26 protein-coding genes are annotated in these 24944 nt (G+C 70.2%); 5 read left to right on the forward strand and 21 right to left on the reverse strand.

Annotated features, from left to right (window positions below; translation table 11 throughout):
• The 6 genes from atpA to AAG801_RS23610 form a co-directional block, all read right to left on the reverse strand.
• Positions 1-1246: F0F1 ATP synthase subunit alpha (gene atpA / locus AAG801_RS23585; RefSeq protein WP_341890549.1), on the reverse strand; the 1246-nt coding region annotated here is incomplete at its 3' end.
• A 28-nt stretch (positions 1247-1274) separates the two neighbouring features.
• Positions 1275-1808: a F0F1 ATP synthase subunit delta gene (locus AAG801_RS23590; protein ID WP_341890550.1), complete on the reverse strand. Its 534-nt coding sequence runs from the start codon at positions 1806-1808 to the stop codon at positions 1275-1277.
• Positions 1809-1810: 2 nt separating this feature from the next.
• Entirely contained in the window at positions 1811-2281 is a 471-nt protein-coding gene (locus AAG801_RS23595; protein ID WP_341890551.1) for a F0F1 ATP synthase subunit B, read from the reverse strand.
• Positions 2282-2331: 50 nt separating this feature from the next.
• Complete coding sequence (gene atpE, locus AAG801_RS23600) at positions 2332-2595, reverse strand: F0F1 ATP synthase subunit C (RefSeq protein ID WP_047501588.1); 264 nt, start codon at positions 2593-2595, stop codon at positions 2332-2334.
• Positions 2596-2650: 55 nt separating this feature from the next.
• Positions 2651-3508: a F0F1 ATP synthase subunit A gene (gene atpB / locus AAG801_RS23605; RefSeq protein ID WP_341890552.1), complete on the reverse strand. Its 858-nt coding sequence runs from the start codon at positions 3506-3508 to the stop codon at positions 2651-2653.
• Positions 3509-3536: 28 nt separating this feature from the next.
• Positions 3537-4007 (reverse strand): ATP synthase subunit I, encoded by a 471-nt coding sequence (locus tag AAG801_RS23610; protein ID WP_341890553.1) that lies wholly within the window; start codon positions 4005-4007, stop codon positions 3537-3539.
• A gap of 201 nt (positions 4008-4208) precedes the next feature.
• On the opposite strand from AAG801_RS23610, the gene AAG801_RS23615 reads away from it, so the two are divergent.
• Both AAG801_RS23615 and AAG801_RS23620 read left to right on the forward strand, forming a co-directional pair.
• Positions 4209-6335, forward strand: a complete 2127-nt coding sequence (locus AAG801_RS23615) for a thioredoxin family protein (protein WP_341890554.1) — start codon at positions 4209-4211, stop codon at positions 6333-6335.
• 49 nt (positions 6336-6384) lie between these two features.
• Positions 6385-6996, forward strand: coding sequence for a thioredoxin family protein (locus AAG801_RS23620; RefSeq protein ID WP_341890555.1), 612 nt, complete (start codon positions 6385-6387; stop codon positions 6994-6996).
• Between the two features lie 6 nt (positions 6997-7002).
• Here the strand turns inward: AAG801_RS23620 and AAG801_RS23625 are convergent, their stop codons facing one another.
• From AAG801_RS23625 to AAG801_RS23670, 10 genes are all read right to left on the reverse strand, one after another.
• The gene (locus tag AAG801_RS23625) at positions 7003-7911 is read right to left on the reverse strand and encodes an SMP-30/gluconolactonase/LRE family protein (protein WP_341890556.1); all 909 of its coding nucleotides are present in this window, start codon (positions 7909-7911) and stop codon (positions 7003-7005) included.
• Positions 7911-8777, reverse strand: coding sequence for an aldose 1-epimerase (locus tag AAG801_RS23630; protein WP_341890557.1), 867 nt, complete (start codon positions 8775-8777; stop codon positions 7911-7913). The genes AAG801_RS23625 and AAG801_RS23630 overlap by 1 nt, the downstream gene beginning before the upstream one ends.
• 48 nt (positions 8778-8825) lie before the next feature.
• A complete protein-coding gene (locus tag AAG801_RS23635) occupies positions 8826-9632 on the reverse strand; it encodes an aldolase/citrate lyase family protein (RefSeq protein ID WP_341890558.1) in 807 nt (268 codons plus the stop codon).
• A gap of 13 nt (positions 9633-9645) precedes the next feature.
• Positions 9646-10164, reverse strand: coding sequence for a GNAT family N-acetyltransferase (locus AAG801_RS23640; RefSeq protein WP_341890559.1), 519 nt, complete (start codon positions 10162-10164; stop codon positions 9646-9648).
• Between the two features lie 77 nt (positions 10165-10241).
• A complete protein-coding gene (locus AAG801_RS23645) occupies positions 10242-11216 on the reverse strand; it encodes a threonine dehydratase (protein WP_341890560.1) in 975 nt (324 codons plus the stop codon).
• Positions 11213-11860, reverse strand: coding sequence for a VOC family protein (locus tag AAG801_RS23650; RefSeq protein ID WP_341890561.1), 648 nt, complete (start codon positions 11858-11860; stop codon positions 11213-11215). The genes AAG801_RS23645 and AAG801_RS23650 overlap by 4 nt, the downstream gene beginning before the upstream one ends.
• Positions 11857-12690 carry a PhzF family phenazine biosynthesis protein gene (locus AAG801_RS23655; protein ID WP_341890562.1) on the reverse strand — a complete coding sequence of 278 codons (834 nt, stop codon included), beginning with the start codon at positions 12688-12690 and terminating at the stop codon, positions 11857-11859. Before AAG801_RS23655 ends, AAG801_RS23650 begins: the two co-directional genes overlap by 4 nt.
• Positions 12687-13853 (reverse strand): PLP-dependent aminotransferase family protein, encoded by a 1167-nt coding sequence (locus AAG801_RS23660; protein WP_341890563.1) that lies wholly within the window; start codon positions 13851-13853, stop codon positions 12687-12689. The genes AAG801_RS23655 and AAG801_RS23660 overlap by 4 nt, the downstream gene beginning before the upstream one ends.
• Entirely contained in the window at positions 13850-14791 is a 942-nt protein-coding gene (locus AAG801_RS23665; RefSeq protein ID WP_341890564.1) for a DMT family transporter, read from the reverse strand. The genes AAG801_RS23660 and AAG801_RS23665 overlap by 4 nt, the downstream gene beginning before the upstream one ends.
• Complete coding sequence (locus AAG801_RS23670; protein ID WP_341890565.1) at positions 14788-15402, reverse strand: LysE family translocator; 615 nt, start codon at positions 15400-15402, stop codon at positions 14788-14790. The genes AAG801_RS23665 and AAG801_RS23670 overlap by 4 nt, the downstream gene beginning before the upstream one ends.
• Positions 15403-15493: 91 nt before the next feature.
• Here AAG801_RS23670 and AAG801_RS23675 point away from each other — a divergent pair, with 91 nt between their 5' ends.
• Both AAG801_RS23675 and AAG801_RS23680 read left to right on the forward strand, forming a co-directional pair.
• Complete coding sequence (locus AAG801_RS23675) at positions 15494-16972, forward strand: PLP-dependent aminotransferase family protein (protein WP_341890566.1); 1479 nt, start codon at positions 15494-15496, stop codon at positions 16970-16972.
• A 27-nt stretch (positions 16973-16999) separates the two neighbouring features.
• A complete protein-coding gene (locus tag AAG801_RS23680) occupies positions 17000-17743 on the forward strand; it encodes a hypothetical protein (protein ID WP_341890567.1) in 744 nt (247 codons plus the stop codon).
• Here AAG801_RS23680 and AAG801_RS23685 read toward each other — a convergent pair.
• The gene (locus AAG801_RS23685) at positions 17740-19641 is read right to left on the reverse strand and encodes an ATP-binding cassette domain-containing protein (protein ID WP_341890568.1); all 1902 of its coding nucleotides are present in this window, start codon (positions 19639-19641) and stop codon (positions 17740-17742) included. The two genes, AAG801_RS23680 and AAG801_RS23685, sit on opposite strands and share 4 nt — an antisense overlap.
• A 65-nt stretch (positions 19642-19706) precedes the next feature.
• Here AAG801_RS23685 and AAG801_RS23690 point away from each other — a divergent pair, with 65 nt between their 5' ends.
• Positions 19707-21017 (forward strand): beta-eliminating lyase-related protein, encoded by a 1311-nt coding sequence (locus AAG801_RS23690; RefSeq protein ID WP_341890569.1) that lies wholly within the window; start codon positions 19707-19709, stop codon positions 21015-21017.
• Here AAG801_RS23690 and AAG801_RS23695 read toward each other — a convergent pair.
• The 4 genes from AAG801_RS23695 to AAG801_RS23710 all read right to left on the reverse strand — a co-directional run.
• On the reverse strand, positions 21010-22287 hold the full coding sequence (locus tag AAG801_RS23695; RefSeq protein WP_341890570.1) for an amidase: 1278 nt from the start codon (positions 22285-22287) through the stop codon (positions 21010-21012). The genes AAG801_RS23690 and AAG801_RS23695 overlap by 8 nt on opposite strands.
• Positions 22284-23234, reverse strand: coding sequence for a glutathione synthase (gene gshB / locus AAG801_RS23700; protein WP_341890571.1), 951 nt, complete (start codon positions 23232-23234; stop codon positions 22284-22286). Before gshB ends, AAG801_RS23695 begins: the two co-directional genes overlap by 4 nt.
• Before the next feature lie 94 nt (positions 23235-23328).
• On the reverse strand, positions 23329-23739 hold the full coding sequence (locus AAG801_RS23705; RefSeq protein WP_341890572.1) for a DoxX family protein: 411 nt from the start codon (positions 23737-23739) through the stop codon (positions 23329-23331).
• 135 nt (positions 23740-23874) lie between these two features.
• Positions 23875-24944: AGE family epimerase/isomerase (locus AAG801_RS23710; RefSeq protein WP_341890573.1), on the reverse strand; the 1070-nt coding region annotated here is incomplete at its 5' end.

The following is a 24944-nucleotide window of genomic DNA, read 5'->3' on the forward strand; positions in this document are numbered from 1 at the left end:
AGGCGAACTGCGCGAACGCAGCCAGCTCGCGATACTGCGCCAGGTCGGTACGGATACCGCCGGACAGACCCTTGATCAGCTTGGTCTGCGCCGACGAACCCACGCGCGACACCGAGATACCGGCGTTGATGGCGGGGCGGATGCCGGCGTTGAACAGCGAGGTCTCGAGGAAGATCTGGCCGTCGGTGATCGAGATCACGTTGGTCGGCACGAACGCGGACACGTCGCCGGCCTGCGTCTCGATGATCGGCAGCGCGGTCAGCGAGCCCGTCTTGCCCTTGACCTCACCCTTGGTGAAGGCTTCCACGTAGTCGGCGTTGACGCGCGCGGCACGCTCGAGCAGGCGGCTGTGGAGATAGAACACGTCGCCGGGGTAGGCTTCGCGGCCCGGCGGGCGGCGCAGCAGCAGCGAGACCTGGCGGTAGGCGACGGCCTGCTTGGACAGGTCGTCGTAGATGATCAGGGCGTCTTGCCCGCGGTCGCGGAAGTACTCGCCCATCGTGCAGCCGGAGTAGGCCGACACGTACTGCATCGCCGCCGATTCGGAGGCCGAGGCGGCCACGACGATGGTGTATTCCATCGCGCCGTTGGCCTCGAGCGCGCGCACCACGTTCTTGATCGACGACGCCTTCTGGCCGATCGCAACGTAGACGCAGGTCATGTTCTGACCCTTCTGGTTGATGATCGTGTCGATCGCCACCGCGGTCTTGCCGGTCTGGCGGTCGCCGATGATCAGTTCGCGCTGGCCGCGGCCGATCGGCACCATCGAGTCGATCGACTTCAGGCCGGTCTGCACCGGCTGGTCCACCGACTTGCGGGCGATCACGCCCGGCGCGACCTTCTCGATCACATCGGTCATCTTGGCGTTGATCGGGCCCTTGCCGTCGATCGGCTGGCCGAGCGCGTTGACCACGCGGCCGATCAGCTCGGGGCCGACCGGCACTTCCAGGATGCGGCCGGTGCACTTGACCGTGTCGCCTTCGGAGATGTGCTCGTACTCGCCCAGGATCACCGCGCCGACCGAGTCGCGCTCCAGGTTCAGCGCCAGGCCGTAGGTCGGCTGGCCGTCCTTGGTGGCGGGGAACTCGAGCATTTCGCCGGCCATCACGTCCGACAGGCCGTGCACGCGCACGATGCCGTCGGTCACGGACACCACCGTGCCCTGGTTCTTGATGTCCGCCGAGGCGCCGAGGCCCTCGATGCGGCTCTTGATCAGTTCGGAAATCTCTGCGGGATTGAGGTTCATGTCTTTCTCCGGGACGACCTGGCCACGCTCACGCGGACAGGGCCACCTTCATTTGTTCGAGACGGGCCGCAACCGAGGTGTCGAGCACCTCGTCGCCGACGACCACGCGGATGCCGCCGATCAGCGACGCATCGACCACCACGCTCGCATTGAGCTTGCGGTCGAAGCGCTTCTCCAGCGAGGCCACCACCTGCTGGAGCTGCGCCGCATCGATCGGAAAGGCGCTGTGGATCGTGGCGTCGGAGACACCCGTGCGGGCGTTGACGAGCGCGTGGTACTGCGCGGCGACCTCCGGCAGCGCCGCGAGGCGCCCGTTGTCGATCACCGTTTGCAGCAGGTTCTTCGTGCCGTCGCCGAGGAAGGTCTTGGCCGCCGTCGTGATCAGCTCGAACACCTGCGCCGGCGACACCTTGGGGTTGTCGGCGAACTGGCGCACCTGCTCGTTGGCAGCGACCGCGGCGAGCGCGCTCACCTGCTGCGACACGGCCGCCGCGTCGTTCGGGGCGATCGCCTTGAACAGCGCTTCTGCGTAGGGCCGCGCAATGGTTGCCAGCTCGGCCATGCTCAGAGCTCCGTCTTCAGGCGGTTGAGCAGGTCGGCGTGCACGGAGGCGTTGACCTCCTTGCGCAGGATCTGCTCGGCACCCTTCACGGCCAGCGCGGCGACCTGGTCACGCAGCGTCTCGCGGGCCTTGATGGCTTCCTGCTCGGCCTCGGCCTTGGCGGCGGCGATGATCTTGGCGCCTTCGTCGGACGCGCGGCCCTTGGCTTCCTCGATCATCTGCTGCGCCAGGCGCTCGGCATCGGCCAGGCGCTGGGCGGCGTCGTTGCGGGCGGCGGACAGCTGCTCCTCGACACGCTTGTTGGCGGTGGCGAGGTCGGCCTTCGCCTTGTCGGCAGCCGACAGGCCGTCGGCGATCTTCTGCGCACGCTCGTCGAGCGCCTTCGTGATCGGCGGCCACACGAACTTCATCGTGAACCACACCAGGATCAGGAAGACGATCAACTGCGCAATCAGCGTAGCGTTGATGCTCACGTTGTTGCCTCTGGGTCGTCAGTGGAATGTCGCGCGCTTGCGGCGACGACTTACTTCGGCAGGTTGGCGATCTGGGCCAGGAACGGGTTGGCGGTGGCGAACCACAGCGCGATACCGGTGCCGATGATGAACGCCGCGTCGATCAGGCCGGCCAGCAGGAACATCTTGGTCTGCAGTTCGTTCATCAGCTCGGGCTGGCGGGCGGCCGACTCGAGGTACTTGCTGCCCATGATGCCGATGCCGATACACGCGCCGATGGCGCCCAGACCGATGATCAGGCCGGCGGCGAGGGCAACAAAGCTAATGACTTCCATGGTGGCTCCTTGATGGATTGAAAAAGAAAGGGGAAGGGAAAAACGAGCTGCGCGTTCAGTGCGCGTCGTGGGCCTGACCGACGTAGACCAGCGTGAGCATCATGAACACGAAGGCCTGCAGGGTGATGATCAGGATGTGGAAGATGGCCCACACCGAGCCCGCGATGATGTGGCCGAGGAACAGCGCGATGCCGGTGCCCGACAACGCGAAGGCGCCGCCCATCAGCGCGATCAGCATGAAGATCAGTTCGCCGGCGTACATGTTGCCGAACAGCCGCATGCCGTGCGAGACGGTCTTGGCGACGAACTCGATGATCTGCATCAGGAAGTTGATCGGGTACAGGAACCACTTGTCCCCGAACGGCGCGGCGAACAGCTCGTGGATCCAGCCGCCGGCGCCCTTGATCTTGACGTTGTAGACCAGGCAGGTGATCAGCACGCCGAGCGACAGACCCATCGTGATCGACAGGTCGGCGGTCGGCACGACGCGCATGTAGTCCTTCATGCCCAGCGCCGGGCCGACGGCATGCCAGATGGACGGGATCAGGTCGACCGGCAGCAGGTCCATCGCGTTCATCAGGAAGATCCAGACGAACACCGTCAGGGCCAGCGGCGCGACCAGCTTGCGGCTGGTGGCGTTGTGCACGATGCCCTTGGCCTGCGAATCGACCATCTCGACCAGCACCTCGACGGCGGCCTGGAAGCGACCCGGCACGCCGGAAGTCGCCTTGCGTGCGGCCAGCCACAGCAGCCAGCAGCCGAGCACGCCGAGCGTCACGGAGAAGAAGACGGAATCGAGGTTGATGACCGAGAAATCGACCACCGCGCTCTGCTTGCCCGTCTGCAGGTGCTGCAGGTGGTGAACGATGTACTCACCGGCGGTGGGCGCGTGTGCTGTGCCTTCTGCTGCCATGTTTGTCTGCTCGAACTTGTTCGTTGACTCAGCGGGCGCGCCACAGCAGCGCAACCCAGTTCACCTTGATGCACACCACCATCGTGATCAGCAGCGTGGGCCAGCTCAAGCCAGGCACCACCCTTGCAGCGATCACGAGCATGGCGATGGCCACCCCGATCTTCAGCATCTCCCAGAACAGGAACCCCGCGGCCGCAGCCACCGGGGAGCCCACCCCTCTCGTCATTCCGCGCGCCAGCAAGGCACCCGGCACCACCACAGCGGCCGCGCCGTAAAGCGCCGACCAGACTGCCCCGTTGTGCTGCGTGAGCAGCCATGTCACGGCCACGCACACCACACCCGCCACGGCCTGCGCCGCAACGACCCGCCAGGGCGAGACCTGGGGAATGGAAGCCCTCAAGGCCTGCGCTTCCTGGCGAGACAGTGTCTTGAAAGGCGGATCCGTCGCCTCATCTTCAAAGCCGGCGTGTCTTGCACCGTGGTCGATCGTGTCGGTCATGGCGCCTGGATACGTCTGCTTGCAGCAAAGCCTCGGAATTATACGTGGTTACCCGGTCATTTCGACCGACCCCCGGTTCTGCTGGGTCTTGACATGCCTGCGTCAGCTTTTGCGGCATGGTTCCGACCCATGGCCGGCGCGCATGGTCGGGCAGTTGCCTTACGTCACGCTTCCGTCTGCCTTCGCCCCGACAATCGCGACGTGTCCCGCCCTGCCCGCAGCCCCATGCGTTTCCTGCGCTCCCTGTTCGCCCTCCTGCTCCTGGCACCCGCCCTGCCATCGCTCGCTGCACCCGGTGCGCTGGTGACGACCGAGCAGGTGCGCGCCGAACTGGTGGCGCATGCACCACAGGGCATCGTCGCTGGCCAGACGCTTTGGCTCGGTCTGGCGATCGACCACAAGCCGCACTGGCACACCTACTGGAAGAACCCCGGCGACTCGGGCCTGCCGACCACGTTGCAGTGGACGTTGCCTGAAGGCTTCAAGGCGGGCGAGATCGACTGGCCGACGCCGCAGCGTCTGCCGATCGGCCCGCTGATGAACCACGGCTACGAGGGCAAGCTGCTGTTGCCGGTGCGCGTGGAAGTTCCAGCCGGTTTCAGCGCCGACACCCTGCCGGTGAAGCTGCGCGCTGATTGGCTGGTCTGCAAGGACGTCTGCATTCCCGAGTCCGGCGAGTTCGCGCTCGACATCCCGGCGCGCTCGGCATGGTCTGCCCAGGGCGCAGCCTTCGAGGCAGCCTTTGCGGCCCGGCCGCAGGCGCTGGCGAGCGCGAAGGCCTCGGCCACGGTGAGCGGCGCAGGCCTGACCCTCGAGGTCAGTGGGCTGCCGGCCGAGTGGGCCGGCAAGGCGATCGAGTTCTTCCCCGAGGCTCCGGGTGTGCTCGACAACGCCCTGCCGCGGCGGGCGAACTGGGACGGCCCGCGCTGGACGATCCAGGTGCCGCTGTCCGACCAGCGCATCGACGCTCCGTCGCGCATGGACGCGGTGCTGGTCGCCGGCGGCAACGAGCCCGGCGCCCGCATCGGCTTCGACATTGCCGGCAGCTGGCCCGCCGCAGGCACCACGCCGGCCCCCGTGGCCGCCACCGAACCCGCCGCCACGTCGACAGCGCCGCTCGGCCTCGGCGCAGCACTGCTGTTCGCCTTGATCGGCGGCGCCATCCTCAACCTGATGCCCTGCGTGTTCCCGGTGCTGTCGCTGAAGGTGATCGGCTTCGCGTCGCACGCCGACGACCGCCGCGCCCTCGCGCTCGGCGGCCTGGCCTACACCGCCGGCGTGGTGCTGTCCTTCATCGCGCTGGCCGCGCTGCTGCTGGCGCTGCGCGCCGGCGGCGAACAGCTCGGCTGGGGTTTCCAGTTGCAGTCGCCGGCCGTGATTGCCGTACTCGCTGCGCTGTTCACGCTGATCGGCCTGAATCTCGCCGGCGTGTTCGAGTTCGGCTCGGTGCTGCCGAGCTCGCTGGCCACGCTGCGCTCGCGCCATCCGCTGGTCGACTCCCTGCTGACCGGTGTGCTGGCGGTTGCCGTGGCATCGCCTTGCACGGCACCCTTCATGGGCGCCTCGCTCGGATTCGCGGTCACCCTGCCTCCCGTGCAGGCACTCGCAGTGTTCGCCGCGCTCGGTCTGGGCATGGCGCTGCCCTACCTCGCGGCCAGCCTGTGGCCTGGCTTGGCACGACTGCTGCCGCGGCCCGGCGCCTGGATGGTTCGCTTCAAGGTGCTGATGGCCTTCCCGATGTTCGCCACCGTGGTCTGGCTGGTGTGGGTGATCGGCCAGCAGGCCGGCATCGACGGCGCCGCCGCGCTGCTGGCCGTGCTGCTGGCGCTGGCCTTCATCGCCTGGGCGCTCGGAACGCCGGGCATCGGCGGCATCGCCCGCGCCGCCTTCGGCGTGGTCGGTGCGCTCGGTCTGGCGGCCGCGCTGTCGTGGATGCTGCCGTCCTTCCACGCCTCGGCGGCCACGGCCACGCGCAGCGGCGAAGCGGGCTCGGCCTGGGAGCCTTGGAGCGAGCAGCGTGTCGCCGAACTCCGCGCCGCCGGCAAGCCGGTGTTCGTCGACTTCACCGCCGCCTGGTGCGTGACCTGCCAGTTCAACAAGCGCAGCACGCTGGCCGACCCGGCCGTGATGGCCGACTTCGCCGCGCGTGGCGTGGTGCTGCTGCGCGCCGACTGGACACGCCGCGACCCCGCCATCACCGCCGCGCTGGCCGGCTTCGGCCGCAATGGCGTGCCGGTCTACGCGCTGTACGGCAGCGACGGCGCGCCGCAGCTGCTCGGCGAGATCCTCAGCGTGCGCGAGGTGCGCGACGCGCTCGCCCGTCTCTGATTCCCTGGCTTTCATTCCCTCGACCCTGTCCGTACGAAAGGAGTCCCGCATGAAGACCGTGTTCCGCCTCGCCGCCGTCGCCACCGCGATGTCGTTCTCCGCTGCCGTGTTCGCTGCCGCCGCTGTCGGCCAGAGCGCGCCGGCCTTCAGCGCCGTCGACACATCCGGCAAGACCGTGTCGCTGGCCGATTTCAAGGGCAAGACGGTGGTGCTCGAGTGGGTCAATCCCGGCTGCCCCTACGTGAAGAAGCACTACGACAGCGCCAACATACCGGCGACGCAGAAGAGCGCCATGGCCAAGGGCGCTGTGTGGCTGTCCATCAATTCCACGCACGCCGGCGCGAGCGACTACCTGCAGCCCGCCGCGCTGGCCGGCTGGATGAAGGACAAGGCCGGCGCGCCCACTGCCACGCTGATGGATGCCGATGGCAAGGTCGGCCGCGCCTACGGTGCACGCACGACGCCGCACATGTACGTGATCGACCCGAAGGGCACGCTGGCCTACGTCGGCGCGATCGACAGCAAGCCGACCGCCAACCCGGCCGACATCAAGACCGCGACCAACTACGTCAACCAGGCAGTGGCCGAGGTCACCGCGGGCAAGCCGGTCAGCCAGCCCGTGACGCAGGCCTACGGCTGCTCGGTCAAGTACTCGGACTGAGCGCGTTCAGCTCGCGAGACTCGCGGGCAGTCCCGGCACGTCGACCTCCAGCGCGAGCACGCAGCCGGCCCAGGGCTGCAACGCGAGTTCGGCGGCCGGGCGCTTCTCGCGCGAGGTAGTGACGTACAGCGTCTTCAGGTCGTGCCCGCCGAAGCAGGGCATGGTCGCGCAGCGCACCGGCAGCACGACCTCGCGAACGATCTCGCCGGCGGGCGACAGGCGCAGCAGCCGCTGGCCCTCGAACATCGCCACCCAGTAGCAGCCCTCGGCATCGACCGCCGCGCCGTCGGGGCGGCCGCCGTAGTCCTCCAGCGGCTGGCCGTCCTGCTTGAGCGGAAAGCGGGCGAAGACACGTTGGCCGCTGAGCTCGCCGGTGCCCGGCTCGAAATCGAAGGCGTAGATGGTGTGGGCCTTGGTGTCGCTCCAGTACATCGTGCGGCCGTTCGGGCTCCAGGCCAGGCCATTGGCAACGGTCACACCGCCGGCGCGCTGCACGAGCTTGTCGCCGTTCCAGCAATGCAACGTCGCCTTGGCGGCATCGCGCGGCTCGTAGATCGTGCCGACCCAGAAGCGCCCCTGCGGATCGCACTTGCCGTCGTTGAAACGCTCCTGCGTCGGGTCGTAGGTCGGCCTGGCGAGGCGCTTGCGCTCGCCGCTGGCGAGGTCCAGCCGCCACAGGCCGTCGCGCATCGCCAGCAGCATGCCGCCATCGAGCATCGGCGCACAACTCGCCACATCGGTCTCGAAATCCCAGTGACTGAGCCCGCCGCTGCTCGGGTCGAAACGGTTCAGACGATGGCCCGGGATGTCGCACCAGTAGAGCGCCTGCTCGCGCGGGTGCCACAGCGGCGACTCGCCGAGCAGCGATGCCTGCGCAACCGCGATCCGCACGGCGGAGTCGGCCTCGCGCTGCATCACAACACGGAGACGTCGATCTGCATCCAGGCGCTGGTGCTCTCGCCCGGCGCAACGCTGCGCAGGCCATGGGCCAGCGGGTCGGGCATGTGGATGGCGTTGTTGACGTGGCTGACCGGCTCGACGCAGAAAAAGTCCTTGTCCTGCGGCGTATAGACGACCAGGCGGTCGAGCGAAGAGGTCATCTGCAGCGAGAAGCGCTCGTCGCGGATGCGCGCCGCGCCGCGCCAGCCTTCGAAGCAGTTGTCGAAGTCGAGGTGGGCGACGTCGCTGTCGATGCCTGGCTGCGCGACCTTGCGCACCGGCAGCAGCGTCGGGTCGTTGTCCCAGCGGTCGGACAGCTCGATGTGCAGCCGGCTGCGCGCGCGCTTGGGGAAGTAGGGGTGCCAGCCCAGGCCGATCGGCTGCGCGATGTCGGCCAGGTTGGTCACCACCAGTTCGGTGCGCATCGCCTGCGGCGTGAGGTCGAAGTACTGCATGGCCTCGAAGGCAAACGGCCAGTGCGCGTCGGGCGTGTGGCGGTAGCGCAGCACCACCTCGACGGCGCTGGACGACACCAGCTCCCAGGGCCGCTGCCAGCCGACGCCGTGGATCGAGTGCGGATGGTCGCCGTAGTTGGCCGCCGTCGTGTGGTCGTGCCCCTTCCAGCGGAAGCGCTTGTAGCCGATGCGGTTGGAGTACGGCACCAGCGCGTAGCTGCCGGCGTCGCGCTCGTGGGTCAGCGCGACCGGCTCGACGCCGCGCAGGATGGGCGTCTCGCGGTGCCAGAAACCGGCGATGCAGCCGCCGATGTCGGCGCGCAGGGCCAGGCGCAGTGCGCCGGCGTGGAGTTCGAAGCTGTGGGCGGTGGAGGCGTGCGCAGTCATGTGCCCATGCTAGCGCGGTAGCGGGCCGAAGCGGCCCGCCGGCGCCGCTCAGTAACCCTTGGTCCCGGAGGACACCGAGTGCACGTGGTCGCCGCCGGGCGTGCGCAAGGCAGCGATCGCCGAGCGTGCGCCCTGCATGAACAGGCCGAGGTCGGAGCCGACCGCCACGTAGTCGAAGCCGGCTGCGCGGTACTGCGCCACCGATTCCGGCTCGCCGCCGATCGTGCCCACCGGCATGCCGATCGCCTTGCAGCGCAGAACCGCCTGCGACATGCGATCCATCACCGCCGGGTGCATGGTCTGGCCGGCATGGCCCATCGAGCCCGACAGGTCGGCCGGCCCGATGAACAGCGCGTCGACACCGTCCACCGCGGCGATCGCCTCGAGCTGCTGCAGCGCCTGCACTGTCTCGAGCTGCACGATCACGCCCATCTGCTTGTTGGCGGTGCCGAAGTAGTTCGGCACGGTGCCGAAGCGATTGGCGCGGCTCATGCCGGCCATGCCACGGATGCCCTGCGGCGGGTAGCGCGTCGCGGCCACGGCACGCGCCGCCTCCGCGGCGTCCTGCACGAAGGGGAACATGACCGTCGTTGCGCCGGCGTCGAGCACACGCTTGACCATCACCGCGTCGTTCCAGGGCACGCGCACGATCGGCACCAGCTTGGTCGCCGACAGCGCCTGCAGCACCTGCACGACCTCCATCACGTCCAGCGGCGCGTGCTCCATGTCGATCACGCCCCAGTCGAAGCCGGCGTGGCCGGTCGCCTCGGCAAGCAGCGGGCTGGCCGACATGATCCAGGTCCCCACCGGCGGGTGAGAGCCAGCAGCCTTGAGCAGGTGCTTGAAAGCGTTCATGGCGGTTTCCTCCTCAGTAGCGGCTCAGGCTGTCCGCGAGATCGGCCCGCAGGTAGTGTGCGCCCGGAATCGGGTTGTAGTAGTACGGCGCGGTCTCGGCGAACCCGAGCGAGGTGTAGAGCTCGCGCGCCGCCTCCATGTCGTCCAGCGTGTCCAGCAGCATCACCGAGTAGCCGATGCGGCGCGCCTCGTCCATCAGCGCCTCGGCGATGCGCCGGCCCAGGCCGAAGCGGCGGAAGGCCGGCCGCACGTACAGGCGCTTCATCTCGCAGGCGTTGGCGTGGTCGGCGTCGGCCAGCGCCCGGAAGCCGCCGCAGCCGGCCACCTCGCCGTCGACCAGCGCGAGCAGCAGGTGCCCGGCGGGCGCGGCGTACTCGCCGGGCAGGCCGGCCAGTTCGGCGTCGAAGTTCTGGAAGCACAGGTCGACGCCGAGCCCTTGGGCGTACTCGCGGAAGATCGTGCGGGTCGCGTCGATCGCCTCGGCGCCCTCGGGCACGACGAGGCGAATGTCGGGGGCCGGATCCGATGTCATCGCGCAGGGTTCTTCATGGCGTCGCAGCCCGCACGATAACCGCAGAGCGGATCGCTCGGGAATGGCGCCGGCGGCGCTCAGCGCGGGGCGAGCACCTGCGCGAACTGCGCGCTGTCGACGTTGCCGCCGCTGAGCGTGAGGCCGACGCGCCGGCCGGCCCAGCGATCGCGCTGCTGCAACAGCGCGGCCAGCGCCGCCGCGCCGGCGCCTTCGGCAACGTTGTGCGTGTCGGCGAACAGCGCCCGCATCGCCGCGCGGACCTCGTCGTCGTCGACCGCGACGATCTGATCCACCTCGCGGCGGATGATCGCCAGCGCCTCCGGCTCGGGCACGCGGCAGGCCATGCCGTCGGCAATCAGCGTGCTCACCGGTGCCTCGATCGGCCGGCCTGCTTCGAAGGAGAGCCGGTAGGCCGGCGCATGCGCCGACACCACGCCGACGATGCGCGTACGAGCGCCGCTGGCCGCGCGCGCCGCCGCGCAGGCGCAGATGCCCGAACCGAGGCCGATCGGAACGAACACCACCTCGGGCTCGTCGCCGGCGGCGAAATGGCCGAAGAACTCCATCCAGTAGCTGGCCACGCCGCGCACCAGGTCGTCGTGGAACGAGGGCACCATGTGCGCGCCGCGCTCGGCGGCCAGCGCCGCCGCATGCTCGCGCGCGGCCTGGAAGTCCTCGCCGTGCTCGATCAGTTCGGCGCCGAGCGCGCCCATCGCGGCGTTCTTCTCCACCGAGTTGCCGTGCGGCACGACGATGGTCGCGGCCAGGCCGTGGCGCGCCGCCGCGAAGGCGATCGACTGGCCGTGGTTGCCGCGTGTGGCGCTCATCACTGCCCGCACGCCGGGTTCGCGACGGCGCAGCGCGTCGATGTAGACGAGGCCGCCGCGCACCTTGAAGGCGCCCACCGGCGTGTGGTTCTCGTGCTTGACCCAGACCTGCGCGCCGCAGCGCGCGTCGAGCAGCGGCCAGCGCTGCTGCGGCGTCGGCGGCATGGCTTCGCGCACAAGATGCAGTGCGGCCTCGAGCGAGGCGCGGTCGGGCAAGGAAGTCATGCGGCCCCCTCCAGCCGCACGCGGCCCAGCGGCGTGGCCAGCGTGGCCGCGAAGGTTTCATGCGTGGACACGCTGCCCGGCAGACGGCTCGCCACCACCTGCGGCAAGGCGCCGACCGAGAGCGATTCGAGCTGCAGCCCGCTCGCCGCCAGGCTGTCGGCCGGATGCACCTCGCCCCACTGGATCAGCGTGGGCAGCGCACCGCCAGCCAGCCGCGCGCCATCCGGCCTCACCGCGATGCGCCAGCGCAGCAGGCCGCGCGGGGTGTCGCGCTCGGCCTGCAGCACCTCGCCACGATCGATGCCGGCGCCACGCAGGGCCGCGCATTCGGCGACGACATCGTCGCAGCGCGCCACCCAGTGGATCAGCCGCGGCGCGGCCGCCAGCGTCGCGCGCAGCGCCACGTCGTCGAGGTCGAACCAGCGCCTGTGCGCGGGCGCCTCGGCCTGCGGCTCGATGGCGATGATCTCCAGGTAGCAGCGCGGAAAGGCCGGCGCGGCCAGCGCCAGCAGCAGGTTGTGCGTCCCCATCAACGGGTGCTTGCCGCCCGGGCCGGGCAGCACGCCGAGCGTCGCGGCGCACCAGGCGGCGCCCTGCTCGAGCGACGCGGCGCCGATCACCAGGTGGTCGACGGACCAGCTCACAACAACACCTGGCCGGTCACCACGGCCACGCTGTCGCCACCGATCCAGACATCGTCCCCACGCTGCTCGACGAACACCCGCCCTGCGCGGCCCATCGCCGTGCCCTGCGAGGCGACGTAGCGCGACGGCGCGAGGCCGGCGCCGATCAGCCACTGCGCCAGGCCGGCGTTGAGGCTGCCGGTCACCGGATCCTCCGGCACGCCCAATGTCGGCACGAAGGCGCGCACCTCGAAGTCGGCCTCGCCGCCCGGCCAGGGCGCGACGACGCCGACCTCGAGCGCGCCCATCGCCGCGAAGTCCGGCTTCAGCGCCAGCACCTCGTCGCGCGAACCGAGCATCACCGCCACCCAGCCGGGGCCGTTGTCCACCCAGTTCGAGGCGCGGATCGCGTCGCGCGGAATGCGCAGGCTGCGGGCGATCTGGGCCAGCGTCGCCTCGTCGACCGCGCCGTGGCGGCGCAGCGGCGGCGCGGCGAAGGCGAGCCGCGAACCGTCGCGGCGGATGCGAACCAGGCCGACGCCGCACTGCTGCACCACTTCTTCGGCATCCCGCGCGACGCCGCCGGCGGCCAGCCAGGCGTGGCAGGAGCCGAGCGTCGGGTGGCCGGCGAAGGGCAGCTCGCGGTCCGGCGTGAAGATGCGAACCCGGTAGTCGGCACCCTGCTCGGTGGGCGGCAGCAGGAAGGTGGTCTCGCTGAGATTGGTCCAGCGCGCGAAGGCGGCCATCTGCGCGTCGCTCAGGCCGTCGGCGTCGTGCACCGCCGCGAGCGGGTTGCCCTTCAGCGGCGTGGCGGTGAAGACGTCGAGTTGCGTGAAGCGGCGCGTGCTCATTGGTTCTCCTTCAGCATCTGCGCCAGCAGCGCGACGCCGTGTTCGATCTCCTGTGGCGGCACGGTGACGAAGCTCAGCCGCAGCGTATTGGCCTTCGCATGGTCGGCGAAGAAGGCCGCACCGGGCACGTAGGCCATGCCGCGCTCGACCGCCTTGGGCAGCAGCGCGGTCGCATCCATGCCCTCGGGCAGTTCGACCCAGAAGAACATGCCGCCGCTGGGCACGTTCCAGCGGCAGCCGGCGGGCATGTGGCGCTCCAGCGCCGCGCGCATCGCGTCGCGATGGCTCTTGTAGCGCGCGCGCACCGTCGGCACGTGCTCGCGCAGGAATCCGTCGCGGATCACCTCGTGCACCACACGCTGGTTGAAGCCCGGCGTGTGCAGGTCGGCCGCCTGCTTGGCCTGCAGCAGCTTGGGGAAGATCGCCTTCGGCGCGATCAGGTAGCCCAGGCGCAGCCCCGGCGCGAGCACCTTCGAGAAGGAGCCGAGGTAGACCGTGTCCTCGGGCCGCTGCGTGGCCAGCGGCGGCGGCGGTTCGCTGTCGAACCACAGGTCGCCGTAGGGGTTGTCCTCGACGACCGGCAGGCCCAGCGCCTGCAACGCCGCCGACAGCGCGACACGACGCTGCGCACTCATGCAGCGTCCGCTCGGGTTCTGGAAGTTGGGCAGCAGATAGAGGAAGCGCGCACCGCGCGCCACGCTCAGCGCCCCGGGCAGCGGGCCGTCGTCGTCGCACTCGACCGACACCACCTCCGGCTCGTAGGGCGCGAAGGCCTGCAGCGCGCCGAGGTAGGTGGGCCGCTCGACCGCCACGCCGCTGCCGGCATCGAGCAGCACCTTGGCCGCAAGGTCCAGGCCCTGCTGCGAGCCAGTGGTGATGAGCACCAGCGCGGCATCGGCCACCAGGCCGCGCGCGCTCATCTCCGCCGCCACCCATTCGCGCAGCGGCGCGAAGCCTTCGCTGGCGGCGTACTGCAGCGCCTCTTTCGGCGTGTCGCGCAGCACGCGCTCGCAGGCCGCGCGCATTGCCTCGACCGGAAAGCTCTCCGGCGAGGGCAGGCCGCCGGCCAGCGAGACGATGCCCGGGCGCTCGGTGACCTTCAGGATCTCGCGGATGACCGAGGGGTTCATGCGCTCGGCGCGCCGTGCCAGCTGGAAGCTCATGCCTGTCTTTCGAGGGGGATGTCGCGGGGAAGAGGAGCAACGGGCCGGTGTGCCGGCAGACGTTTGCCGACGAACACCGTGGCGATCACCGCCAGCGCGAACGCGACGGTGAGCGGTTCGAGCCGCTCGCCGAGCAGCGGCACGGCGAACAGCAGCGACAGGAAGGGCTGCACCAGCTGCACCTGGCTGACGCGCACCGTGCCGCCGAGCGCCAGGCCGCGGTACCAGGCGAAGAAGCCCAGCCACATCGAGAACAGCGTGACGTAGCCGAAGGCACCCCAGGACGCGGCGCGCACCGGCTGCACCGGCCAGGACACCGCGGTCAGCGGCAGCGTCAGCGGCAGGCTGAGCACCAGCACCCAGCAGATCACCTGCTCGGCGCGCATCTGCGCCGCCAGCCGCGCGCCGGCCACGTAGCCGACCGCGGCGCTGGCCACCGAACCGAGCAGCAGCGCATCGGCCAGCGACAGCCGCCCGCTGCCCTGCAGCAGCGCGAAGCCGGCCACCAGCGCACAGCCAACGCCGGCGCAGGCCCAGAAGCCGAGCGACGGGCGCTGGCGGAACCACAGCGCCGCCGCCAGCGCGGTGGCCAGCGGCAGCAGCCCGGTGACCACCGCCGCGTGCATCGCGTCGACGTGGCGCAGCGCCAGCGCGAGGAACAGCGGAAAACCGACCACGGTGCCCAGCGCCGAGACCGCGAAGGCGCCGAGTTGCTCGCGCCGCGGCAGCGGCGCGTGCGTGAGCCAGAGGTAGGCGATGCTGAGCAGCCCGGCGAAGCCGGCGCGGCCGGCCGTGACAAACAGCGGCGGCAACTGCGGATCGTCGGCCGCGCCGACAGCCAGCCGCGTCATCGGCAGCGTCATCGCGAAGATCAGCACGCCGAGCAGGCCGAGCCACAGGCCGCGCGCCTCGTCGTGGCGGGAGGGCGTGGCGTTCATGCGGCGACGAGCCAGGCGGCGGTGGCCAGCAACACGGCCGCCATCACGCGGTTGAAGATCACGAGCCGGTTTCCCTGCGCCAGCCAGCCGCGCAGCAGCGAACCGGCCAGCGCATAGGCGAGGTTGCTGGTCAGCGCGAAGCCGACCATCACTGCGCAGACGATCGCCAGCCGCTCGCCGGGGTTGGGCGCGGGCAGCGCACCGGCGCTGGTCACCCAGCCGGCCGCCAGCGCCAGCGCCAGCATCCAGGCCTTGATGTTGAGGAACTGCAGGCCCACGCCCTGCCAGAAGCCGACCTGCAGCCGCGCCGGGTCGGCCTCGCCGAGGCGGCGCACCGCAGCCAGCTTCCAGGCCAGCCAGACCAGGTAGGCGATGCCGCCGAACTTGACCGCCAGGCGCAGCCAGGGCACGGCCAGCACCAGCGCCGCCAGGCCGAGCCCGCACAGCAACATCAGCAAGGTCCAGCCGGCGGGCACTGCGACGATGAAGGGCAGCGCGCGGCGCAGACCGAGGTTCGCACCCAGCGCGGTCGACAGGGTCGTGTTCGGCCCGGGCGTGAAGCTCATCGCCGTCGCGAAGCTCAGCAGGGCGGCGAGTTCTTCAGCGGACATGCCCACAGTCTAGACATCGAACCAGCACAGTAGCAGTACACTTTCTGCGCACTGCTCATCCACTGTACTGATTGACGCGCCAGCACAAGCCATGCTCGATGCCTCCGCCCGCGCCAACGCCGACCCTGCCGCCGTGCCCGGCGCCACGCAGCTGTCCCGCCAGGCCGACAGCACGCTGACCGACCAGCTCGCCGCCCGCTTCGCCGAGCGCATCCGCGCCCGCCTGCTGGCGCCGGGCGCGCGGCTGCCCTCGGTGCGTGAATGCGCGCGCCGCCACGAGGTCAGCCCGACCACGGTGGTCGCGGCCTACGACCAGCTGCTCGCACAGGGCCTGGTCGAGGCCCGCGCGCAACGTGGCTTCTTCGTGCGCCCGCCGCTGGCCGAGCCGGCGCCGGGCGTGGCCCGGCAGGCGCCACAAGCACGCTCGCCGCTGCCGATCAGCGCGACCACGCTGATCCGCGGCATGTTCCAGCCGCCGGGCTCGCAGCCCATGCCGGGCCTGGGCACACTGCCTGCGGAGTGGCTGGACCCGGCGCTGCTGGCCGCCGCGATGCGCAAGGTCAGCACCCAGCTCGGACGCACCGCCCTGCAGTACGGCGAACCGGCCGGCGAGCAGCGCCTGCGCCGCGCGCTGGCAGCGCGACTGGCGGACCACGGCATCGCGGCGAGCGCCGAGCAGATCGTCACGACCGTCGGCGCCACCCACGCGCTGGACATCGTCACCCGCACGCTGCTGAAGGCCGGCGACACGGTGCTGGTCGACGAACCCGGCTGGTCGGTCGAATACGCGCGGCTGGCGGCGCTGGGGCTGCGCATGCTGCCGGTGCCGCGCGGGCCCGAGGGGCCGGACCTGGCGACCATGCAGCGGCTGATCGAGGCCCAGCCGGAAGGCGCGAAGCCGCGCCTGTACGTGACCGTCTCGGTGCTGCACAACCCGACCGGTGCCTCGCTGAGCCTGCAGTCGGCGCACAAGGTGCTGCAGCTGGCGCAGACCCACGACTTCGCGATCGTCGAGGACGACACCTACGCCCACCTCGCGCCGGCGCACCTGCCCCGGCTGGCGGCGCTGGATGCACTGGAGCGCACCGTCTACGTCTCGGGTTTCTCGAAGATCCTCACGCCGAGCTGGCGCGTCGGCTACATCGCCGCGCCGGCGCGGCTGGTCGACCGGCTGATCGATACCAAGCTGCTCTCTACACTGACCACACCGTCGATGACAGAGTTGGCGCTCGCTCACTGTTTGGAGCATGGTCTGCTGAGGCGGCATGCCGAGCGGGTGCAACGCCTGTTGGACGCCGCACGCGGCCGGGCAGTGGAACTTGCGCGCGCCCACGGGTGTCGATTCGCTGCCGAGCCCCGCGGGCTGTTCGGCTGGGTCGATACCGGCGTGGACACCGAGCGCCTGGCTCAGCGCATGCATGACGACGGCTGGCTGATCGCCCCCGGCGCGTTGTTTCATGCCACCCACCGACCGACCACGCTGATGCGCATCAACTTCGCCACCACGCAGGACGCCCGCTTCTGGCAGGCGCTCGAACGGGCACGCGAGTCGCTGCAGCCCCTTTCGTGACCATCGGTAACGAGAGAGAATGCGCCGGTGATCAACAGCGAACTGTTCCAGCCCACGATTCCGATCGGCGAGCCGGAGTTGATGCGCGCGAGCGCCTACCAGCGCTACCTCGACGAGATGCGCACGGAGGCCGGCGGCATCAGCACGCGCATCTCGCAGCTCAGCCCCTCGCTGAAGGCCGACCTGCTGCGTTTCGGGGAAGACGGTGCCGACTCCGAGGTGGTCGAGGTGATGGCTGCCTGCGTACGCCACGGCAAACGCGTCACCATCCACCTGCAGAGTGGCGACCGCGTCGTGCCGCTGACGGTATTCGCGCAGGAGCGCCTGGTGCACTGCCCGGTGCCGCCGGAGGAACTGGTCGGCAAGCCGCTGCTGGACCTGAAAGTGATGCACGTCGAGCCGGCGCTGCTGCACCCGCCCGGTGACACCCACTCGCCGCTGGTCGGTGCCGAGGAGGCGCATTACCCGCTGGCGCCACTGCTGTGGGAACTGGCCATGCGCGGCCTGCGCCGCGAGTTGCTGCCCGAGATCGCCGGCCCGGCGGTCTACCGCGTGGCGCCGGGGCTGGATGTGTCCTCGCTGCCGGCCAGCGGCGCCCTGGTGGCAGCGATCCAGCGCCTGGCGCGGCAAGGCGCCTCGCTGCGCGAGATGTCCGACTGGCCGGGCATGGACCGCGAGCGGGCGACGCGCCTGCTCAACGCGCTGTACCTGCAGTCGGGGCTGATCGTCAGCCGCTCGCACCCGGATGCGGTGCGCGACGGCTGGTTCTAGCGCGCCCCCAACGCCTCCCAGCGCTCCAGCGCGGCCATCAGTTCGTCGTCGATCTCGGCGACCCGCTTGTTCGCCGCGGTCGTTCGCTGCGGATCCTTCACGTAGCTCTGCGGGTCGGCCAGCAGGGTGTTGAGCACCTTCTGCTCGGCTTCCAGCGCCTCGATGCGGCGCGGCAGTTCGTCGAGTTCGCGCTGCTCCTTGTAGCTGAGCTTGCGCGCCTTGGGCGCGGGCGCCCCCACTGGGGCGGAGGCCGGCGCGGCCGCGGGCTTCGCCTTCTCGACCGGCGCACTGCGCGCTGCGGCCTGCTCGCGCAGCTTCCGGGCGCGCGCTCGCTGGGTCCGCCATTCCTCGTAGCCGCCCTCGTACTCGCGCCACAGCCCGGGTGATTCGTCACCCTCCCAGGCGATCGTGCTGGTCACCACGTTGTCGAGAAAGCGCCTGTCGTGGCTGACCAGGAACACCGTGCCGGGATAGTTCTGCAGCAGTTCCTCGAGCAGTTCCAGCGTGTCGATGTCGAGGTCGTTGGTCGGCTCGTCGAGCACCAGCACGTTGGCCGGCAGCGCGAACAGGCGCGCCAGCAGCACGCGGTTGCGCTCGCCGCCGGACAGCGTGCGCACCGGCGAGTTGGCGCGCTCGGGCGAGAACAGGAAATCGTTCAGGTAGCTCATCACGTGCTTGCGCGCCCCGCCCACCTCGATCCACTCGCTGCCCGGGCTGATGGTGTCGGCCAGCGTCGCGTCCAGATCGAGTGCGCTGCGCATCTGGTCGAAGTAGGCGACCTCGATCCGCGTGCCCTGGCGCACCGTGCCCGAGGTCGGCTTGAGCTCGCCGAGGATGAGCTTGAGCAGCGTGGTCTTGCCGACGCCGTTCGGGCCGATCAGGCCGACCTTGTCGCCGCGCAGGATGGTGGCGCTGAAGTCGTCGACGATCACCTTGTCGCCGAAGCGCATGCCGACGTCCTTCAGCTCCGCCACGAGCTTGCCGCTGGGCACGCCACTGTCGACCTCCAGCCGCACCTGGCCGAGCGAGTCGCGCCGTGCCTGGCGCTGCGCGCGCAGCACCTCGAGGCGCTGGATGCGCGCCACGCTGCGCGTGCGCCGCGCCTCCACGCCCTTGCGGATCCACACCTCCTCCTGTGCCAGCAGCTTGTCGGCGCGTGCGCTGGCCAGCGCCTCGGCGGCCAACTGATCCTCCTTCAGCTTCTCGTAGGCGCTGAAGTTGCCCGGGTAGCTGCGGATCGTGCCGCGGTCGAGCTCGATGATGCGCGTGGCCACGTTGTCGAGGAAGGCGCGGTCGTGGGTGATCAGCATCACCGCGCCCTTGAAGTCGCGCAGCAGTTCCTCCAGCCAGGCGATCGAATCGAGGTCGAGGTGGTTGGTCGGCTCGTCGAGCAGCAGCACGTCGGGGACCGCGACCAGTGCCTGCGCCAGCGCGACGCGCTTCTTCATGCCGCCGCTGAGCTCACCGACGATGCGCGCGCCGTCGAGGTGCAACTGGTGCAGCGTGGTGTCGACGCGCTGCTCCCAGTTCCAGGCATCGAGCGCCTCGATGCGCGTCTGCAGCGCATCGAGGTCCACCCCGGGTGCATGCTCCTCGTAGGCAGCGCGTACGGCCTTGGCCTCGGCCACGCCCTCGCTGACGATGTCGAACACGCTGGCGGACGCATCGAAGCTCGGCTCCTGCGGCACGTAGCGGATGCGCAGGTTCTGCGTGACCTGCAGCAGCCCGTCGTCGGGCTTCTCCAGCCCGGCAATGATCTTCAGCAGCGAGGACTTGCCGGCGCCGTTGCGGCCGATCAGGCCGAGCCGTTCGCCGGATTCGAGCGAGAAGCCGGCGCCGTCGAGCAGGGCGACGTGCCCGAAGGCGAGGTGTGCGTTGGAGAGCGAGAGAACAGCCATGCCCCGATTGTCGCCGGGCGTACGATGACCTCCATCGCCACCGCCCGATCAGCCGATCGCCCGCCATGCTCGCTCGCCGCCCCTGGGTGCCCGCGCCCTGCGAAGACCTCGTGCAGTCCATCGCCGCCGCCACCGCGACGCGCGACAGCGAGGCGATCTTCCACGAGATCGCCCAGCTCGTCGCCGAGAACCGGCGCATCCACGACCTGCGCGGCATCAACCTCAACCCGGCGAGCAACGTGATGAACCCGCGCGCCGAAGCGATGATGGCTTCGGGCCTGGGCTCGCGCGCCTCGCTCGGCTACCCCGGCGACAAGTACGAGATGGGGCTGGACGCGATCGAGCGCATCGAGGTGATCTGCGCCGAACTGGCCGCCGAGGTCTTCGACGCGCGCTATGCGGAAGTGCGCGTGGCCTCGGGTGCGCTGGCCAATCTCTACGTCTTCATGGCGACCTGCCATCCGGGCGACACGATCATCGCGCCGCCGGCCGAGATCGGCGGCCACGTCACCCACCACGCCGCCGGCGCGGCCGGCCTGTACGGGCTGAAGACAGTCCACGCGCCGGTGCTCGCCGACGGCTACACCGTCGACGTGGCGGCACTGCGCAGGCTGGCGCGCGAGGTCAGGCCGGCGCTGATCACCGCCGGCGGCAGCCTGAACCTGTTCGCGCACCCGGTGGCGCCGATGCGCGAGATCGCCGACGAGGTCGGCGCCAAGCTGCTGTTCGACGCGGCACATCTGTCCGGGATGGTTGCCGGCCGCAGCTGGGCCAACCCGCTCGCGCTGGGGGCCTATGCGATGACGATGAGCACCTACAAGAGCCTGGGCGGCCCGCCGGGTGGGCTGGTGGTCAGCAACGATGCAGCGATTGCCGAGCGGCTCGACGCGATCGCCTATCCAGGCCTGACAGCCAACTTCGACGCCGGCAAGGTGGCGGCGCTGGCGGTCACGCTGGTCGACTGGAAACGGCACGGCACGGCGTATGCGCAGGCGATGTGCGACACCGCCCAGGCCCTCGCCCAGGCACTGCATCGCCTGGGCCTGCCGGTCTATGCGATCGACAAGGGTGCGACCACCTCGCACCAGTTCGCGATCGAGGCGGCGCGCTGGGGAGGCGGCCAGGCCGCAGCGAAGCGCATGGCGCTGGCCGGGCTGCTGGCCTGCGGCATCGGCCTGCCGATCGCGCCGGTGGCCGGAGACATCAATGGCCTGCGCCTGGGCGTGCCGGAGATCGTGCGGCTGGGCATGAAGCCCGAGCACATGGACGAGCTCGCTTCACTGATCGTGCGAGCGCTGGGCGATGCGCCGGAACAGGTGTCGCCCGATGTGGAAGCGTTCCGTCAACGCTTCCGCGAGCTTCACTTCATCAACTGAGCCGGTCCATGCACCACTGCGCCGCGGCCATCAGGCGATGGTCGTCGCCATGCCGCCCCACCAGCTGCAGCCCGACCGGCAACCCGGTGGCGCCGGTGGCGAAGGGCAGGTGCACGCAGGGCAGGCCGAGCAGGCTCCAGGGCCGGCAGAAGAGCGGGTCGCCGGTGAACTGAAGGCCGTCGGGCGCTTCGTCGACGGCGCTGGGCGTGAGCAGAACGTCGTAGCGTTCGAACAGCGCGCCGATCCCGGTGCGCCAGCGCGCGGCGCGGGCCTGGTGCGCAGCGACTGCCACGGCATCGATCGCGCGGCCGCGGTCGAGCAGTTCGACCAGCGCCGGGCTGAGCCCCTGGCGGTGGCGGCGGTGCTCGTCGGTCAGAGCGGCGGCGGTCTCGTGCGCCTGGATCGCCGCCTGCACTGCGGCCACATCGGCAAAGTCGGCCGGCAGCGCGGCATCCTCGCAGCGCGCGGCCTGCGGCGCGAGCGCGCTAACGGCCTGCTGCCAGCAGGCGACCACGTCGGCCTCGGCCTGCGCCCAGTCCGGCCCCTGGACGAGGCCGATGCGCAGCGTATCGGGCAGCCGCTGCTCGCGCAGCCGCGCATCGCCCGTCAGCACCGAGGCGAGCAGCGCCGCATCGGCCACCGTGCGACCGAAGCCGCCGACGGTGTCCATCGAATCCGCGTTCGGCTTCACGCCGGCGCGCGGCACACGCCCGAAGCTCGGCTTGATGCCGACGATGCCGCAGCAAGCCGCCGGTCGGATCAGCGAGCCGGCCGTCTGCGTGCCCAGCGACAGCGGCAGCATGAAGTCGGCCACTGCGGCGGCCGAGCCGCTCGACGAACCGCCGGGCGAGTGTGCCGGGTTGAAGGGGTTGCGCGTCACGCCGGCCGTCATGTTGGCCAGTTCGGTGGTGACGGTCTTGCCGAGCACGATCGCACCGGCCTCGCGGCACAGCGCCACAGCGGCGGCGTCGACCCGCGGGCGGTGGCCGGCAAAGATGGGCGAGCCGCATTCGGTGGGCAGGTCGAAGGTGTCGAAGATGTCCTTCACGCCCAGCGGCAGGCCGTGCAGCGGGCCGCGGAGCGGGCCGGCATCGAGTGCGCGGGCCTGCTCCAACGCCCCCTCGGCGTCGAGGTAGACGAAGGCGCGCACCTGCTCCTCGCGCTCGGCAATGCGGTCGAGGCAGTCGCGCAGCAGGGCTTCCGCGCTCAGTTCGCGGCGCGCCAGTGCACTCGCAGCCTCGGTGGCCGACAGGCGGTTGGCGCTCTTCATCCGCGACCGAGCGAGGCTTCCAACGCGTCGATGAACATCTTCGCGACGTCGAAGCCGGTCTGGTCGGCGATCTCGCGGAAGCAGGTCGGGCTGGTGACGTTGATCTCGGTGAGGCAGTCGCCGATCACGTCGAGGCCGACGAGCAGAAGCCCGCGTGCGGCGAGGATGGGGCCGAGCGCGGTGGCGATCTCGCGGTCACGCGCCGACAGCGGCTGCGCCACGCCCTTCCCGCCGGCCGCCAGGTTGCCGCGGATCTCGCTGCCCTGCGGAATGCGCGCCAGGCAGAACGGCACCGGCTCGCCGCCGATGACGAGGATGCGCTTGTCACCCTGCACGATCTCCGGCAGGTAGCGCTGCACCATCACCGTCTGCGCACCGCCCTTGTTGAGCGTCTCGGTGATGCTGCCGAGGTTCAGGCCGTCCGGGCCGACACGGAAGATGCCCATGCCGCCCATGCCGTCCAGCGGCTTGAGGATCACGTCGCGGTGCTCGGCGTGGAAGCGTTTGATCTCGGCCGCGTCGCGCGTCACCAGCGTCGGGCCGATGAACTGCGGGAACTCGAGGATGGCGAGCTTCTCGGGGTGGTCGCGCAGCGCCGCCGGCTTGTTGAAGACACGCGCACCTTCGCGCTCGGCCTGCTGCAGCAGATGGGTGGCGTAGAAGTACTCGCTGTCGAAGGGCGGGTCCTTGCGCATCACCACCGCGTCGAGTTCGGCCAGTGCCAGCGTCGGCGTGGCCTGTTCGACGAACCAGGGCTCGTCGCCACCGGTCAGCGTCACCTGGCGCATGCGAGCCGTCACCTTGCCGCCGAGTTGCCACACCAGGTCCTGCGGTTCGCAGGCGTAGAGCGTGTGGCCGCGCTTCGCAGCCTCGCGCAGCATCGTGAAGGTGCTGTCCTTGACGATCTTGAAGTGTTCCAGCGGGTCGGCGACGAACAGCATTCGCATGGTGGCATTCCGGGGTCAGCGAGTCGGCCGCCACTGTGGCACAAAACCCGCGCAGGTCGCCCTGCGCGGGTTTGATGGGCCGGCCTCGGCCCGATCAGGCCTTGCGGCGTGCGTCGAAGCTGGCCGGGCCGGTGCCCAGCGCGGCGAGCAGGAACAGGCCACCGGCCACCGACAGGTTCTTCATGAACATCAGTTGCTGCACCATCGCCTGCTCGGCAGGCACGGCCCAGAACTTGTGGAACAGCAGGCTCGCGGCCAGCGTGAACAGGCCCAGCGCCAGTGCCGCCCAGCGGGCCTGGAAGCCGACCGCGATGGCGATGCCGCCGAACAGTTCGAGCACGCCGACGATCACTGCCAGCGCGGTGGCGAAGGGCAGCCCGCCGCTGGCGATGTAGCCGGCCGTGCCTTCGATGCCGGTGAGCTTGCCCCAGCCGGCGAGGATGAACATCAGCGCCAGCAGCACGCGGCCGACGACGATCAGGGGGGTCTTGAAGGAATCAATCATTTTCAATGCTCCGTGAATGGGGTTGCCGATCCGCGTTGCCCGAGGTGTTCTGTGCACGGAGTGAACTTTAGGCGTACATCCCGGCACGATCAGCGGCCCACGGATGACGTCAACGTTCTGAAAATTTGACTAACTTCAAGCGCCCAGGCCGCGCAGCACGTCGTAGCAGGCGCCCATGGTGTGGTAGTCGGTCTTGCCGGCCGGGCTCTTCTCGTCGCTCAGCTTGCGGTTGTCGGGCGCGAGGATGCGGTACCAGGCGCCGTGTTCGTGGTCGACGAAGTGCTGCCAGGCATAGGCCCAGATGCGCTCGTACCACTCCCAGCAGGACGCATCACCACTGCGCACGGCCAGCAGCGCCGCGGCGGCGAAGCTCTCGGCCTGCACCCAGAAGTACTTGTCGCCGTCGCATACCGCACCGTCCGGGTCGAAGCCGTAGACCAGGCCACCATGCTCGGCGTCCCAGCCGCGCGCCATCGCGGTGTCGAAGAAGTGGCGCGCGCGCGGCAGCAGCCAGGCCGGCCGCTGCGCCTCGGGCAGCCAGCGCTCGAGCTGCATCAGCAGCTTGGCCCACTCGGTCAGGTGGCCGGTCTGGAAACCCCAGGGGCGGAAGATGTTGGTCTTGTCGTCGCGGTTGTAGTCCCAGTCGACCGACCACTGGCCGTCGGCGCCGAGGCGGTAGTGTTCCCACACCAGCCCGCCGGCGAGCGAGGCCAGCCGGCCGGTGACCGACTCGGCCAGCGCCAGCGCGCGCTGCAGGAAGCGTTGATCGCGCGTCGCCTCGTACGCGGCCATCATCGCCTCGCAGGAGTGCATGTTGGCGTTCTGGCCGCGGTAGGGGCCGAGCCGCCAGTCGGGCGTAGCCTCGTCGGCGTAGAGGCCGTTCGCCGGCTCCCAGAAGTGCTGCTCCATCAGCGCGAAGCTCGCCTCCAGCCCGGCGCGCGCCTCGTCCACGCCGGCCATCAGCGCGTGCGCATGGGCCAGCAGCACGAAGGCCAGGCCGTAGCAGTGGTTGGTGCCGTCCTGCACCGTGGCACATCCCTCGTGCCAGTCGATCTGCCACGCATAGCCGCCCTGCGGCTGTTCATGCGCGGCATGCAGGAAGGCCAGGCCGTGGCGCACCGCCGCCAGGTACTCGGGCTTGCCGGAGCGCCGGAACGCCATCGCGTGGTTGAACACGAAGCGTGTGCTGCTGACGAGATGCCGCG

Source organism: Variovorax sp. YR752, from assembly GCF_943372545.1.